This is a genomic window from Sandarakinorhabdus sp., from assembly GCF_031422795.1.
GTDB lineage: Bacteria > Pseudomonadota > Alphaproteobacteria > Sphingomonadales > Sphingomonadaceae > Sandarakinorhabdus.
The window spans coordinates 1-12847 of the sequence record NZ_JANPML010000467.1 but is presented as its reverse complement, the minus strand read 5'-3'; the positions used below and the strand labels follow the sequence as shown (position 1 = coordinate 12847).

The window sequence follows — 12847 nt, the reverse complement described above, 5'->3', positions numbered from 1 at the left end:
TGAAGCACTGGCCGCCGCGCTGATCGAGACAGCGGGCGAAGCGTAACACCGTTCTGGGGGCACAAATGACGGGTGAAGCGCCGATCTGGTTGATCGGCTGTGGCAACATGGGCGGCGCCTTGCTGCGGCGCTGGCTGGCCGAAGGGCTGGGGCCGGTTGCCGTGATCGATCCGGCGGCGCGGGATCTGCCGGCCGGTGTCGAAGCCTCCGCCCGCCCGCCGGCAACGGGCAAGCCCGATATCGTGGTGCTGGCGGTGAAGCCGCAGGCCTGGGCGCAGGCAGTGTTGCCCCTGGCCGGCCGGCTTGGGCCGCTCACACTGGTGATTTCGGTGATGGCCGGCGTGCGGACGCAGGATCTGGCGCGGCTGTTCCCCGGTGCCGGCATCGTGCGCGCCATGCCCAACACCCCTTCTGCGATCGGGCAGGGGGCAACGGCCTTGTTCACCCGTGATGGCGATATCGTGCAGGGGGCCGCTGAAGCCCTGTTCCAGCCAGCGGGCCAGACGATCTGGCTGAACGACGAAACCCAGTTCGATGCTGTCACCGCAGTCTCCGGTTCTGGCCCAGCCTATGTGTTCCATTTCATCGAGGCGCTGGCCGCTGCCGGTGAAGCGGCCGGGCTTGAACCCGCCATGGCGATGCGTCTGGCCCGCCAAACCCTGATCGGTGCCGCCGCGCTGGCCGCCCAGGATGGCGCGACCCCGGCCGCGACATTGCGCGAACGCGTCACCTCGCCCGGCGGCACCACGGCAGCGGGCCTGTCCGTGTTGATGCCGGGCCTGACGCCGCTGCTGGAACAGGTGGTGGCCACAGCGGCAGCGCGCTCGAAGGAACTGGGCTGACAGCGGTAGTGGCCTGACGTAAGCTCCCGCCGGGGGGATGTCATGCGGACGTGGGTGAAAGCCGGAACGGGTGTGATCGGCACTGTGTTGCTGCTGGCGGCAGGGGCTGGCAGTGCGCTGATCTGGGCGGGCAACCGGATGCTGGCCAAGGATCACGGCGCGCTGCCCGAAATCGTGGCGGGCGGCCCCGGCGATCCCGTGCTGGGCGCGCGTCTGGTCAAGGTCTATGGGTGTGCCGGCTGCCACGGCGAGGCACTGGCCGGGGAGGATTTCTATGGCATCCCGGCGCCCAATCTGCGCCGCCGTGCCCGCGAACTGGCGCTGACCGATTTCGCCCGCGCTGTGCGCCGGGGGCTGCGGCCCGATGGCACCAGCCTGACGTGGGCCATGCCATCCGAACATTTCGCCGCGCTGGCTGACAACGAGATCGCTGCTGTCCATGCCCATCTGCGTGCGCTGCCGGCTATGGAAGATGGCGCGTCCGTCACGCTGAAGAGCCGACTGTTCAAGGCGGCGGCGACCGCAACGGGCGAAGTCGCCCTGAACGCCGTGCTGGTACGCGCGACTGATGTGGGCCCGGCGGTTGCGCCCGCCCCCGGCATGCCGGGCTGGGGGGCATATTTCACCCGCGCGGCCTGTGCCGAATGCCATAATCACGGCCTTGGCGGCTATCCGGGTGACACGCCGGCACTGGCTGATGTCATCCAACGCTATGATTGGCCGGCGTTTCAGCGGTTAACGACGACCGGCAAAACGCCAGAGGACCAGGATGTGCGCATGATGTCGGGCGTTGCGCGCGGCCGCCTCGTGCACATGACCGATGCCGAACGCCGGGCGCTGTTCGATTATCTGAAATCGCTTTCCACGCCCTAACCCTGCAGCGCTTCGACCTGGGCGCGGTCATCGGGCGGCACCAGCCCCATCAGCACCCCCCAGAAGCCGGTCACCGCCTGCTGCCCGGCCTCGCCATAGGCACGCGCCATGGACCGTTCCAGCTCGATGAACAGCCGGGCTTCCAGCGCCGAACCCGAGGCTGTGAGGTTTAGCAGCCGCTGGCGGCGATCTGCCGTGCCGATTTTCTGTTCCACCAATTGCCGGCTGGTCAGATCGGTCAACACCCGGCCCAGGGACTGTTTGGTGATGCCCAGCAGACCGATGAGTTCCCCCACCGACAAGCCCGGCCGCCGCGCGATGAAATAGAGCGCACGATGGTGGGCGCGGCCAAGGCCCTGCGCTTCGAGGATGGCGTCCGCGCCGCGGATCATTGCGGTGTAACCGAAATAGAGCAGTTCTATGCCGCGCCTGATCTCATCCTCGCGCAGGAAAAGCGGCGAGGCCGGCGTGACCTTCAGCGGGGAAACTTGCGCCGACGCGGCGGAATTAAGGACAGTCATGTTGACTTATCTGCCACAAAGGCTATGCCAGCACAAGCGGGGCGCGCAATTCCCGGCAAGACGAAAGCGGCAGCGCTGTTCGTTTGTTGCTGGCGAAGGGCAGGGCGGCCCCACAACATTTCACGCTGCCTGAGGCTGACCATGACAGACGCCACCTTCGACGATCGCAACGGCTTCATCTGGATGGATGGCGAACTGAAGCCGTGGCGGGAAGCGAATGTGCATATTCTCACCCATGGTCTGCACTATGCCAGTTCGGTGTTCGAAGGCGCGCGCGCCTATGACGGCCATATCTATGCCTTGTCGGCGCATTCCCAGCGCCTGATCGAATCGGCCAATATCATGGGCTTCCCACTGCCGTGGACCGTCGAGCAGATTGACGAAGCCTGCCGGCAGACGCTGGCCGCCAATGGCCTGACCAACGCCTATGTGCGCCCGGTTGCCTGGCGTGGCAGCGAGCAGATGGGCATTTCGGCGCAGAAGACCAAGGCGCACTTGGCGGTCGCCACCTGGGAATGGGGCGCTTATTTCGGCCCGGAAGCGCTGAAGAAGGGCCTGCGCCTCAACATTGCGCCATGGCGCCGCCCGGCCCCCTATACAGCGCCGGTGCGCGCCAAGGCCGCCGGCCTCTACATGATCTGCACTCTTTCAAAGCATGCCGCCGAAAACGCCGGCTATAATGATGCGATGATGCTGGATTGGCGCGGGCAGGTGGCCGAAGCGACGGGCGCCAACATCTTCTTCTTCCAGAACGGTGAACTGCACACGCCCACGCCGGATTGCTTCCTGGATGGCATCACCCGCCGTTCGATCATCGCGCTGGCCCAGCGCCGCGGCATCAAGGTGGTGGAACGCGCCATCTGGCCCGAAGAGCTGGCCAATTTCCAGGAAGCCTTCCTGACCGGATCCGCCGCCGAAGTGACGCCGCTGGCCGAGATTGGCCCGTGGAATTTCCAGGTGGGTGCAGCAACGCTGCAAATGGCGCAGGATTACAGCGATCTGGTGCACGGCCGCATCACCGGCGTGGAACCAGTGCCGTCGACGCAGCGTTAAAGCGTCGCCAGAAACGCATCGACCTTGGCGAAATGGCCGGGCCAATCGGGGGCCCGGAACTGGGCCAGCCGCGCCATCTGCGCGGCGCGCGCCGGGCTTTCCGGGACGGCATAGGCCATGATGGCGCTGGTCCAACCCTCCAAGTCGTCGGGCAGCAGTAGATCGGGCACGCCCTGGCCGATTTCGCGGAACACGTCGAGATCGCTGGCAATCACGGGCACGTCGGCCGCTATGGCCTCTACCAGCGGCGAGCCGTAACCTTCAGCAAAACTGGGGAACAGCAACGCGCAGGCGCTGGCCAGATGGCGGGCGATCTCGTCGTCTGCCAGCGCGCCGGTTTCCACCACGCGGCTGCCAAAGCCGCCGGCGTTCAAGCGCGCCAATACATCATCACAGGCCCAACCACGCCGACCAATGATCACCAGTCGCGGCGCTGCCTCACCATGGGCTGTCACCAGTTTCTCCCACACATCCAGCAGCAGCATGTGGTTCTTGCGGCCCTCAATTGTGCCCAGGATAACGAAATCGTTGCTCGGCGTCGGGCGAGTTCCGCCCGGCATGATCAGCAACCGCGTCCCCGGCCAGACTGGCAGCGATTTCGGCACTGTCATGCTGATGCCAGCGGAATAGTTACGCAAGATCTCAAGCGTGTCCTGACTGTTGCCCAGTACGGCGTGAGCGATCTCGAGCAGCGTCTTCACCCGCACCTCGTGCCGCGGCTTCTCGCCGTCGCGGCAATATTGGGGGTGGGTGATGGGAATGATGTCGTGCAGCATCAGCACCGGGCGCAGTTCGGCAGCGCGCACCCATTCGGCAAGGCCAGGCAGGTTGAGCCCGGTGTGGCCGACATTCAGCCACAACCGCCCCCGCCCAGGTTGCGGCCGCATCAGATTGACAAGATTGCGTGTCGCCCAACTGACAAAACGCCGGCGGAACTGGTCGCGCGGGGCATCCGCCTCCAACAGGCGAAACAGCGCCTGCGATGCGCGCATCGGCAGGATGTGGCGGCCGCGCCTGTGTACCAGAACGGCCTGGGCCCGCGCGGCATAGTGATCATGCCATGCCAGGCACGTTCGATCGATGCCGGTTGGCCGCACCCCAGCCCAGCGCCGCCACACCAGGCGCGAGGCATCCAGCAGCAGGGGGGCGCCATTGTCGTCCACGAACGGGCGACTCAATCCTGTCGGATGACGCTGGTGACGGTGGCGACCGGCAGCAGGGTCTGCGAAACGATGCTCACAAAGCGTTGCAACTCGGCAATCGGGGAATTGGTGATGTAGATCAGATCCTTGTCGGTCATGCGGAATTGCTGGGTGAGGAAATAGACCGCTGGGTCCTTCAGATCGAAACTGTAGATGACCGGCACGCGCGGCGCCCCAGCAATGTCCGAATCTTCCCAGCGGAACAGGAACACGCCGCGCGGATTGGCGCGGCCATCTTGCAAGCCACCGATGCGGCCCAGCGCCTGCGAAAGCGTGATGCCCATCGCCTCAAAGCGTATCTCGTCATTCTTGCCGGCCGCGCCCAGCACCGTAAAAGTGTAGGGCTGGAACAGCGCGGTGATCACATCATCCTTGGCCAGCACGATGTTATTGTTGGCCTGGGTGATGATATCGGCCATCGCCATCCGGTGGGTGCGGCCATCGCGCGTAACCTGAATCGTGGTCAAGTTCACCGGCGGTTTTACCCCGCCAACCTGGGCCAATGCATCGAGCAGCCGTTCACCGCGCGGGCTGATCGGCAGCCGGGCAGAATTGGTCACTTCGCCAACGACGGTCACAGTGGCGGTCGTGTTGCGAACGAGCCGCACAATAGCTTGCGGCGCATTGGCCCTGCCGCGCAGACGGCGGACGATATCGGTTTCAATCTCGCGCAGGGTACGGCCACCCGCCGGCACTTGGCCGGCAAAGGGCACGCTGATGCTGCCTTCAGGGCCAACCAGCAGTTCGGGCAGGGTGGTTGGCCGCGCCGTGCTGATCGCAGTGCCAATTCGGGTATCGGCGCCGCCGCCAAACAGCGCGGCGGGCGGGGCTTCCCATATCGTCACTTCCAGTGCGTCACCGGTGCCGACCACAGTGCCCACCGGCTTGGCGCCGGCCAGCACATCGGCAAAGGCTGGCCAGGGCGGCGGTGCCTTGAACTGGGCCGCCATGTCGCCGCGCACCTGGATCACCTTGATTTGGGCGGCAGCCTCGTTGGGGCCGGCCGGCACAGCGCCGCCGTTTAGCACGGCTTGCCGGCCAGGGCCAAAGGGCTGGCAGGCGGCCAGCGCCAAGCCCGTCGCGACCAGCAGGATATGGCGGGCGATGGAGGCTGGGCGGGAAATCAATCGAGGAAGGATCATGAACGAAATGCTCGTGCAGGGATTGGGTTCCGGGGGCTGAAAACCGGCTTGGGCCATGGCATCAGGCCCGGCCAATGTCAAAGCAGGGCTGCACGCTTGCAACCGCGATATCAAATGGCCAACCGCCGCCCGCACTATCCGGGACTGCCAGATGTTGCAAAAATGCGATGAGCTGCGCTGGTTCAATTCCAAATCCTGCGATGCGTGCAGAAAATCTGAACAGTCGCAATTCAGAAAACGCCTTCTGCAACTCTAAGAAAAAGCTGAATGAGTTGGCAGTAGATCACGTCGAAACTCTCGTCTTTTTGTTGGGCTTGCGCCGACACTTGTTTTCCTTGCCTGCTGGGGCTGACCCATCGGTAAGGCGCAAGCGCCCATCTAGGCGACCGGTCCAATATCCGCTATCCGCAGGGGCCATACCCCGGCTGCTGTTGGGGTGACCCCAGTTTTGATATGACGGAAACGATGAATTCTCAGCCCAAGATCGACCCGGGTTCGGCCGACGTGGCACCGCTTGATGGACAGGGACCCATTGGCGGTCTGAAGCGCTGGCTTTCGAGCGCCGGCCTGCTGTTCTGGCTGTGTGTCGTGCTACCAACGGGTCTTGCGACCCTGTATTTCGGTTTGCTGGCGTCAGACGTGTACATCTCCGAAAGTCGGTTCGTGGTGCGCAGCCCCAAGAAGCCTTCTGTGACGGGTGTTGGCATGTTGCTGGAAACGGCCGGATTTTCCAATGGCAGCGATGAAATGCGCGCAGCTCAGGGCTTTATCAGTTCGCGTGATGCGCTGCGTGCACTGGATGCCGATGGGCTGGCTCGCCGGGCCTGGAGCAACGATGGCATTTTCATCCTCAACCGTTTTGATCCCTTTGGTATTGATGGTTCGTTCGAAGATTTGTTCCTCTATTACGGCGACAAGGTAGAGGTTGATTTTGACAGCGAGACTGGCATCGCCACCATGATGGTGCGGGCGTACACCGCCCAGGATGCCCAGGTGATTGATCGCCGCCTGCTGGAACGCGCCGAAGCGTTGGTGAACCAGCTCAATGATCGCAGCCGGGGCGATCTGGTGCGCTATGCCGAACGTGAGGTGACCGAAGCGCAAGCCGTTGCCCGCAAGGCAGCGCTTGCGCTCGCCGCTTACCGCAACAGCGCCGGGGTCATCGATCCTGAACGCCAGGCCACTGTGCAGCTGCAGATGATCTCCAAGTTGCAGGATGAATTGATCGGCGCTCGCATGCAGCTGGTGCAATTGACGGCGGCTGCACCGGAAAATCCGCAGATCCCGCTTTTGAAGTTGCGGGTGAGCGGGCTGCAAAAGGCGATTGCCGAACAGATGCAAGGTGTTGCCGGCGGAAACGGCTCACTTTCGGCGGCCGCGGCACAATATCAGCGGCTGCAACTGGAACGTGAATTTGCCGATCGCCAACTTGCCGCTTCGCTGGTGACGCTGCAGGACGCGCGCAACGAAGCTCGCCGCCAGCGCGCCTATGTTGAACGCGTCGCCCAGCCCAGCCGACCCGATGACGCGATGGAGCCGCGCCGCTTGCGGGGCATTTTTTCAACACTGATCGCCGGGCTGGTGGCGTGGGGCGTGCTGTCGATGCTGCTGGCCGGCGTGCGTGAGCACAAGGACTAGCCGGGATGCCTGCTGCCAACGCTTCCCTGGCGCGTTCGGCCCGCATCCAGCTGGGCGTTCTTCGTGCGCTCCTGCTGCGCGAAGTGCTCACCCGCTATGGCCGCCACAATATCGGATTCCTGTGGCTGTTCGTGGAACCCATGCTGTTCACCCTTGGTATCACCACTTTGTGGACCATCGCCGGACTGCACCAGGTATCAGATCTGCCCATCGCAGCGTTTGCGCTTACCGGCTATTCAACCGTGCTGTTGTGGCGGAACATGCCCAATCGTTGCATTGGCGCCATCGCGCCCAATTCGGCGCTGATGTATCACCGAAACGTCCGCATTATCGATATCTACATCGCCCGCATTGTACTCGAGGCGATGGGTGCCACCACATCCTTTACCATTCTCGGCTTGGCATTCGTTGGTCTTGAACTGATCGAACCGCCGGAGAATCTGCTGCTTCTGGTCCTCGGCTGGTTTTTGACCACATGGTTTGGTGCAGCCTTCGCGATATTTCTCGGGGCGTTGTCAGAGTTGTCGGAAACGGTCGAAAAGCTATGGCATCCTGCGGCTTATCTGCTGTTTCCGCTGGCCGGTGCCGCATTCCTGGTTGAGGCACTGCCGCCCGATTTTCAGTCGGCGGCGCTGCTTGTCCCCATGGTCAATTGTACGGAAATGATCCGGGATGCGTTTTTTGGCAGTGTTTTTGCTGCAAGATACGACGTTGGCTATCTGGTGGCCGTCAATCTTGGCCTCAGCATCATGGCTCTTGCTCTGGAACGCAAGGTCAGTCGCGAGTATGTCCCCGAATGATCCGGCTGACCGACGTCCACAAATTTTATCCCGTGCGCGGCGGGCAGGTCGAGGTGCTCAAGGGCATCAATTTGACAGTCGAGCGCGGCGATCATGTCTGCATCGTTGGGGGCAATGGTGCCGGTAAGTCGACCTTGATCCGCCTGATCAGCGGCATCGAGCAGCCATCGTCGGGTCAGATCGAGCGGACCATGCGAATTTCCTGGCCGCTGGCGTTTACTGGCGCCTTTCAGGGCGCGCTGACCGGCGTGGACAATATCCGCTTCATCTGCCGGGTCTATGATGTCGCATTCGAGGACGTCATCGATTTTGTCGAGGATTTCTCTCAACTTGGGCGCTACCTGCGCGAACCGGTGAAGGTCTATTCGTCTGGCATGCGGGCACGATTGGCGTTCGCCCTTTCCATGATGATCGACTTCGATTGCTACCTGATCGACGAGGTGGTGGCAGTTGGAGATTCGCGCTTCCAGCAGCGCTGCCAAGAGGAACTGTTCGTGAAACGCGCCGATCGCGCGTTGATCATTGTTTCGCACGACAGTCATTATCTGCGCCTGCACGCCAAACGCGCCTGTGTTCTGGAAAAAGGCGTGCTGCACCATTTCCCCGATATCGAGAGCGCATTGGAGCATCACCAGCAGATAATGGCGGCTTGATCGCCGTTGATTGTCAAAGCATATGGTGATGGCCTGCTTGTGTCACGGTCGATTTGAGGAATGGGTCTCCAATGACAATCACGCTCTCCACTGTTGGCGAAACATTTTCGGTAGACAGCCGTGTGGAAGGCGCGCCGGCCTATCGGATCACGGCGGCCGGCGTGCGATTGGTCAATACCGAGCGCGGCCGCATCATTTCCACCAGTGCCGATCAGCCGGCCATCAGCATGGAAACCGGCGGCAGCGTGATCATCAACGAAGTTGGCGGCATTATCCGCAGTTTCGACAGCTTCCCCCGACCTTTCGTGATCCGGGGCTCGACCGGAGCAGATGAAGTCCGCAATTCCGGCCTGATTGTCGGCAATGTTGCGTTGCTGGATGGCGACGACCTGTTCGTGCAGAACGCGGCCCAGAACACCAGTTTCGAGTTGTCGGTCAATCTTGGCGGCGGCAATGATTCTTATCAATTGACCAGCTTGCCGGGCCAATCACACAGCATCGATGCCAACGGCGGCAGCGGGTTCGATACGCTGTCGATCCGGGGCCCGGCAGATGAACTCAACAACAATATTTCGGCGTCTGGCGCGATCAATTTCGAACGGCTGGAGTTGGTTGACGCCTTTGGCAATCTGGTGGGCTTTTCCGGCTTTGAGCAGATTTCGATCCTGTCGACCGTGTTTCGCCCATTTTCCGGCACCGTCGGTCTGGTGGATTCCCAAAATCCGCTTGCCGATGTGGCGATCGATGGCGTCCGCCTCAGCCTGCGGGGCAATTCAAGCCTGCGCAGTGTGACCGGTTCGGACCGGGCTGATGTGTTCGAAATTTCGTCGTTCAACAGCCCCGCACCGCGGCTGTTCGGTTCGGCGCTGCTGGGTGCCGGCGATGACGAATTCTGGTTCAGCGCGTTCCAGTCATCATCACCGTTGCCGATCATCGACGGCATTGTTGATGGCGGAACCGGCATCGACACGCTTCGGGTTGCGGCAAACAGTGTGGTGGCCATCGATTTTGGCGTTTTTCGCAATTTCGAGCGGCTCGATGCCGGGGCCTTCACGTCCATTCCCGGCAACCTGCGCATCGTGAACGCCAGCGGCCTGCTTGAAATCAATGGTGGTTTTGAGGGTCGCGTCACCATTGCCCAATCGAATATTCCTGATGCTGTTGTCAGGGCGTCTTCGCTGGGCACGCTCATGCTGGAAGAAACCGCCACGATCGGCCGCTATGGCTTTCCCATGCGCGAGTTCTTTGAAACGGTGTTCGATCAAAGACAACAAGCCGATGATCGGCTGTCGGTGACGGTGATCAATAATGGCACCATCCGGGGGGCAGTGCAGCTTTATTATGGCGACGATCTTTACGATGGCCGCCAGGGCACCACTGGCGGCACAATCTTTGGCTATGCCGGAAACGACACGCTGTATGGCGGACGCAGCAATGACCGGATCGAGGGCGGTTTCGGCGCCGACGATCTGTTTGGCGGCGCCGGTAGCGACGTGCTGTTGGGCGGCGCCGGTTCCGATCGACTGGATGGCGGTGTCGGCACCGATACCGCCGTTTTCTCGGGCGGCCGCCGCAGCTATGAGGTGACGCGCAACGGCGACACGGTGACCGTGCGCGATCTGCGCGCCAATGCAGACGGCACCGATACGCTGACCGGCATCGAGCAGGCACAATTCAGCGATGGGCTGATGGGTTTGATCGCGGAGGAACTGGTGCTGTTCCTGCCCGGCACGCGTGATTTGATCAGCTGGGATTCGACTCAGGGGGCCAATGGCTTCAGCTATTTCCTGCGCCTGGGCGCAGGCACCGAAGTCGCGGCGGTGGCGGATTTCACCGGCGATGGACGGCCCGATATCCTGTTCAGCCAGCCCGGTGGTGGGCTGGTCCGCTGGGATATGGCCCAGGGCGGCAATGGCTTTGCTGTTTTGCCGGCGACACCGGGGTTCGACGTGATTGCGACGGGTGATTTGCGCGGCAGTGCCGCAGCCGATGTCTTGCTGAAGAACGCCGCTGGTCAGTTGCGCATCCTCGATTCGGCTTCCGGCACGATCAGCGATTTGTTCGGCCTTGCCGCTGGCTGGAGCGTGGCAGGTGTGGGCAACATCAATGGTACCGGCAAGGATGATGTGATCCTGCAGAACAGCGGCAGTGGCGCCGTGATTGCATTTACGGATAACGGCTGGCGCGATCTGATCACACTTGCACCGGGGTGGAGCATTGCCGGGCTGGGCGATGTCACCGGCGGGTTGGCCGATGATTTCATCCTGCAACGGACCGACGGCGTCACCATCTTCTGGGATGCGACGCAGGGCGCGCAGGGCTTCAAGGATTTTGCCACCATCGGGCCCGCGTGGGATTTTGCCGGCTTCAATGATCTGAACGGCGATGGCCGTGACGATGTTATCCTTCAGAACGACAATGGCCTCGCCATCTATTGGACTGGGAGCAACTGGATTGATCTCGGCTCAACCCTTGCCGGCGCGGACCTTGTGGGGACAGGGGTGTTCCCCTGAAGGTTGCAGATATGCAGGGTGAGCCTTGGGATGATGGCGCTTCTTCACAGATGGAAATGCCAGCGCGTGCCCCCTTGCTGCAGATCGGCGCTGTTGATGATCAGGATTTTGGGGCCAGCATGATGAAAGGGAGTGCGCCGTTCGGTTCGCTGCCTGCAACATGCGGTTTTGCCGGGCCGGCATCGCAGGCCAGTACGGCGCGGTCGAAGGCAATGAGAGGCTAGCCGCCATGACCTTGGTGACTCTGACCAATGCGCAGATCAACAGCGCTTTGCGCACTCCTGGTGCGTCACTCGGCGTTGGACAGTTCAGCTATTCGGTCCCGACCCTTGCCAGCATCTGGCCAACCTATCGGCCAGGGTCAGAACCGTTCAGCAACTATGGCGTGCTGTCGGCGGTTCAAGCCGGGCATTTCCGGTCGGCTTTGGCCCTGTGGGATCAACTGATCGCCCCCAATTTCACCGAAATCGTCGAAACTCCGGCCAGCATCGGCGAAATCCGCGTCGCCTTCACCACTGCAGAGTTCGGCACCGGCTTTGCCTATTCCGGGCCACCTCAACCGAGCGGTGGCCGGGTCGGCGATGTCTGGATTGATCATCGCCAGGTCAGCGAGGATTTTGCCCCCGGGCTGGCCAACGGGCTTTATGAAACCCTGCTGCATGAAATCGGCCATACGCTGGGCCTGAAGCATCCGTTCGAAACCCCAGTCATCCCGGCGCCGTTCGACAATCAGCGGTTCACCGTTATGTCCTATGAGGGGCCCGGCATTGCCATCAGCTTTTCCGGCGGTTCCAACACGATCCAATCGTTCATCGCGCAAGTCGCCACCATAACGCCGATGGTGCTCGACATCGCCGCGGTCCAGGCGATCTATGGTGCCAGCACAACGACCCGGGCCGATAACAGCACTTATCGTTTCAGCGAGGATTCGGCCGCTGTCCAGGCGGTCTATGATTCAGGCGGCATTGATACGTTCGATCTGTCGAACTTCACACGGCCCAACATCATCGACCTGCGTCCGGGTGCCTATTCCAGCCTTGGCCAGTTTTCACGCGCAGACCAGATCAGCTTTTGGACCGAACGCTTTCCCAATTTCGGATCGTTCATCACCAGCACGATCAATTCCGCAGCCAACTTGTTCACCTTCAACGACAATGTCGGCATCGCGCTCAATGTCACCATTGAAAATGCCTTGGGCGGATCGGCCGATGACGAGATTATCGGCAATGCCGCCGCCAACCGCCTCGCCGGCAACGGCGGCGCTGACCGCCTGACCGGCGGCGGTGGCACCGATACCGCCGTTTTCTCGGGCGGTCGACGCGACTATGAGGTGACGCGCAACGGCGACACGGTGACCGTGCGCGATCTGCGCGCCAACGCCGATGGCACCGATACGCTGATCGGAATCGAACAGGCGCAATTCGCCGATGGGCTGATGGGTTTGATTGCGGAGGAACTGGTGCTGTTCCTGCCCGGCACACGCGATCTGATCACCTGGGATTCCACGCAAGGGTCAAACGGCTTCACCTATTTCTTCAGGCTGGGCGCCAACAGCACAGTGGCAGCGGTGGCCGATTTCACCGGCGATGGGCGCACGGATGTGCTGCTCA

Annotated in this window: 11 protein-coding genes; 8 read left to right on the top strand and 3 right to left on the bottom strand. The window is 62.1% G+C overall.

Going from position 1 to position 12847, the window contains the following annotated elements; genetic code table 11:
* The first annotated feature begins 65 nt into the window (after nucleotides 1-65).
* Together proC and RMO81_RS15725 are read left to right on the top strand one after the other, a co-directional pair.
* The gene (gene proC, locus RMO81_RS15730) at nucleotides 66-842 is read left to right on the top strand and encodes a pyrroline-5-carboxylate reductase (RefSeq protein ID WP_310476897.1); all 777 of its coding nucleotides are present in this window, start codon (nucleotides 66-68) and stop codon (nucleotides 840-842) included.
* Between the two features lie 42 nt (nucleotides 843-884).
* Nucleotides 885-1715, top strand: a complete 831-nt coding sequence (locus RMO81_RS15725) for a c-type cytochrome (RefSeq protein ID WP_310476896.1) — start codon at nucleotides 885-887, stop codon at nucleotides 1713-1715.
* On the opposite strand, the gene RMO81_RS15720 is transcribed toward RMO81_RS15725, so the two are convergent.
* Entirely contained in the window at nucleotides 1712-2236 is a 525-nt protein-coding gene (locus RMO81_RS15720) for a MarR family transcriptional regulator (protein WP_310476895.1), read from the bottom strand. The genes RMO81_RS15725 and RMO81_RS15720 overlap by 4 nt on opposite strands.
* 141 nt (nucleotides 2237-2377) lie before the next feature.
* Between RMO81_RS15720 and RMO81_RS15715 the strand changes: the two genes are divergently transcribed.
* Nucleotides 2378-3289: a branched-chain amino acid aminotransferase gene (locus tag RMO81_RS15715; protein WP_310476894.1), complete on the top strand. Its 912-nt coding sequence runs from the start codon at nucleotides 2378-2380 to the stop codon at nucleotides 3287-3289.
* Here RMO81_RS15715 and RMO81_RS15710 read toward each other — a convergent pair.
* Nucleotides 3286-4452 carry a glycosyltransferase gene (locus tag RMO81_RS15710; protein WP_310476892.1) on the bottom strand — a complete coding sequence of 389 codons (1167 nt, stop codon included), beginning with the start codon at nucleotides 4450-4452 and terminating at the stop codon, nucleotides 3286-3288. The two genes, RMO81_RS15715 and RMO81_RS15710, sit on opposite strands and share 4 nt — an antisense overlap.
* Before the next feature lie 11 nt (nucleotides 4453-4463).
* Nucleotides 4464-5633 (bottom strand): polysaccharide biosynthesis/export family protein, encoded by a 1170-nt coding sequence (locus tag RMO81_RS15705; protein WP_310476891.1) that lies wholly within the window; start codon nucleotides 5631-5633, stop codon nucleotides 4464-4466.
* Between the two features lie 465 nt (nucleotides 5634-6098).
* Here RMO81_RS15705 and RMO81_RS15700 point away from each other — a divergent pair, with 465 nt between their 5' ends.
* The 5 genes from RMO81_RS15700 to RMO81_RS15680 form a co-directional block, all read left to right on the top strand.
* Entirely contained in the window at nucleotides 6099-7271 is a 1173-nt protein-coding gene (locus RMO81_RS15700; RefSeq protein ID WP_310476890.1) for a hypothetical protein, read from the top strand.
* Between the two features lie 5 nt (nucleotides 7272-7276).
* On the top strand, nucleotides 7277-8071 hold the full coding sequence (locus RMO81_RS15695) for an ABC transporter permease (protein ID WP_310476888.1): 795 nt from the start codon (nucleotides 7277-7279) through the stop codon (nucleotides 8069-8071).
* Nucleotides 8068-8724, top strand: a complete 657-nt coding sequence (locus RMO81_RS15690; protein WP_310476887.1) for an ABC transporter ATP-binding protein — start codon at nucleotides 8068-8070, stop codon at nucleotides 8722-8724. Before RMO81_RS15695 ends, RMO81_RS15690 begins: the two co-directional genes overlap by 4 nt.
* 71 nt (nucleotides 8725-8795) lie before the next feature.
* The gene (locus RMO81_RS15685; RefSeq protein ID WP_310476886.1) at nucleotides 8796-11237 is read left to right on the top strand and encodes a hypothetical protein; all 2442 of its coding nucleotides are present in this window, start codon (nucleotides 8796-8798) and stop codon (nucleotides 11235-11237) included.
* Between the two features lie 238 nt (nucleotides 11238-11475).
* On the top strand, nucleotides 11476-12847 hold a 1372-nt coding region (locus RMO81_RS15680; protein WP_310476885.1), incomplete at its 3' end, for a M10 family metallopeptidase C-terminal domain-containing protein.

Excerpts from the sequence above, each read along its gene's own strand:
- RMO81_RS15700 (WP_310476890.1), top strand. The coding sequence starts at position 6,099 with ATGAATTCTCAGCCCAAGATCGACCCGGGTTCGGCCGACGTGGCACCG.
- RMO81_RS15685 (WP_310476886.1), top strand. The coding sequence starts at position 8,796 with ATGACAATCACGCTCTCCACTGTTGGCGAAACATTTTCGGTAGACAGC.
- RMO81_RS15720 (WP_310476895.1), bottom strand. The coding sequence starts at position 2,236 with ATGACTGTCCTTAATTCCGCCGCGTCGGCGCAAGTTTCCCCGCTGAAG.
- RMO81_RS15695 (WP_310476888.1), top strand. The coding sequence starts at position 7,277 with ATGCCTGCTGCCAACGCTTCCCTGGCGCGTTCGGCCCGCATCCAGCTG.
- RMO81_RS15690 (WP_310476887.1), top strand. The coding sequence starts at position 8,068 with ATGATCCGGCTGACCGACGTCCACAAATTTTATCCCGTGCGCGGCGGG.
- proC (WP_310476897.1), top strand. The coding sequence starts at position 66 with ATGACGGGTGAAGCGCCGATCTGGTTGATCGGCTGTGGCAACATGGGC.
- RMO81_RS15705 (WP_310476891.1), bottom strand. The coding sequence starts at position 5,633 with ATGATCCTTCCTCGATTGATTTCCCGCCCAGCCTCCATCGCCCGCCAT.
- RMO81_RS15715 (WP_310476894.1), top strand. The coding sequence starts at position 2,378 with ATGACAGACGCCACCTTCGACGATCGCAACGGCTTCATCTGGATGGAT.
- RMO81_RS15725 (WP_310476896.1), top strand. The coding sequence starts at position 885 with ATGCGGACGTGGGTGAAAGCCGGAACGGGTGTGATCGGCACTGTGTTG.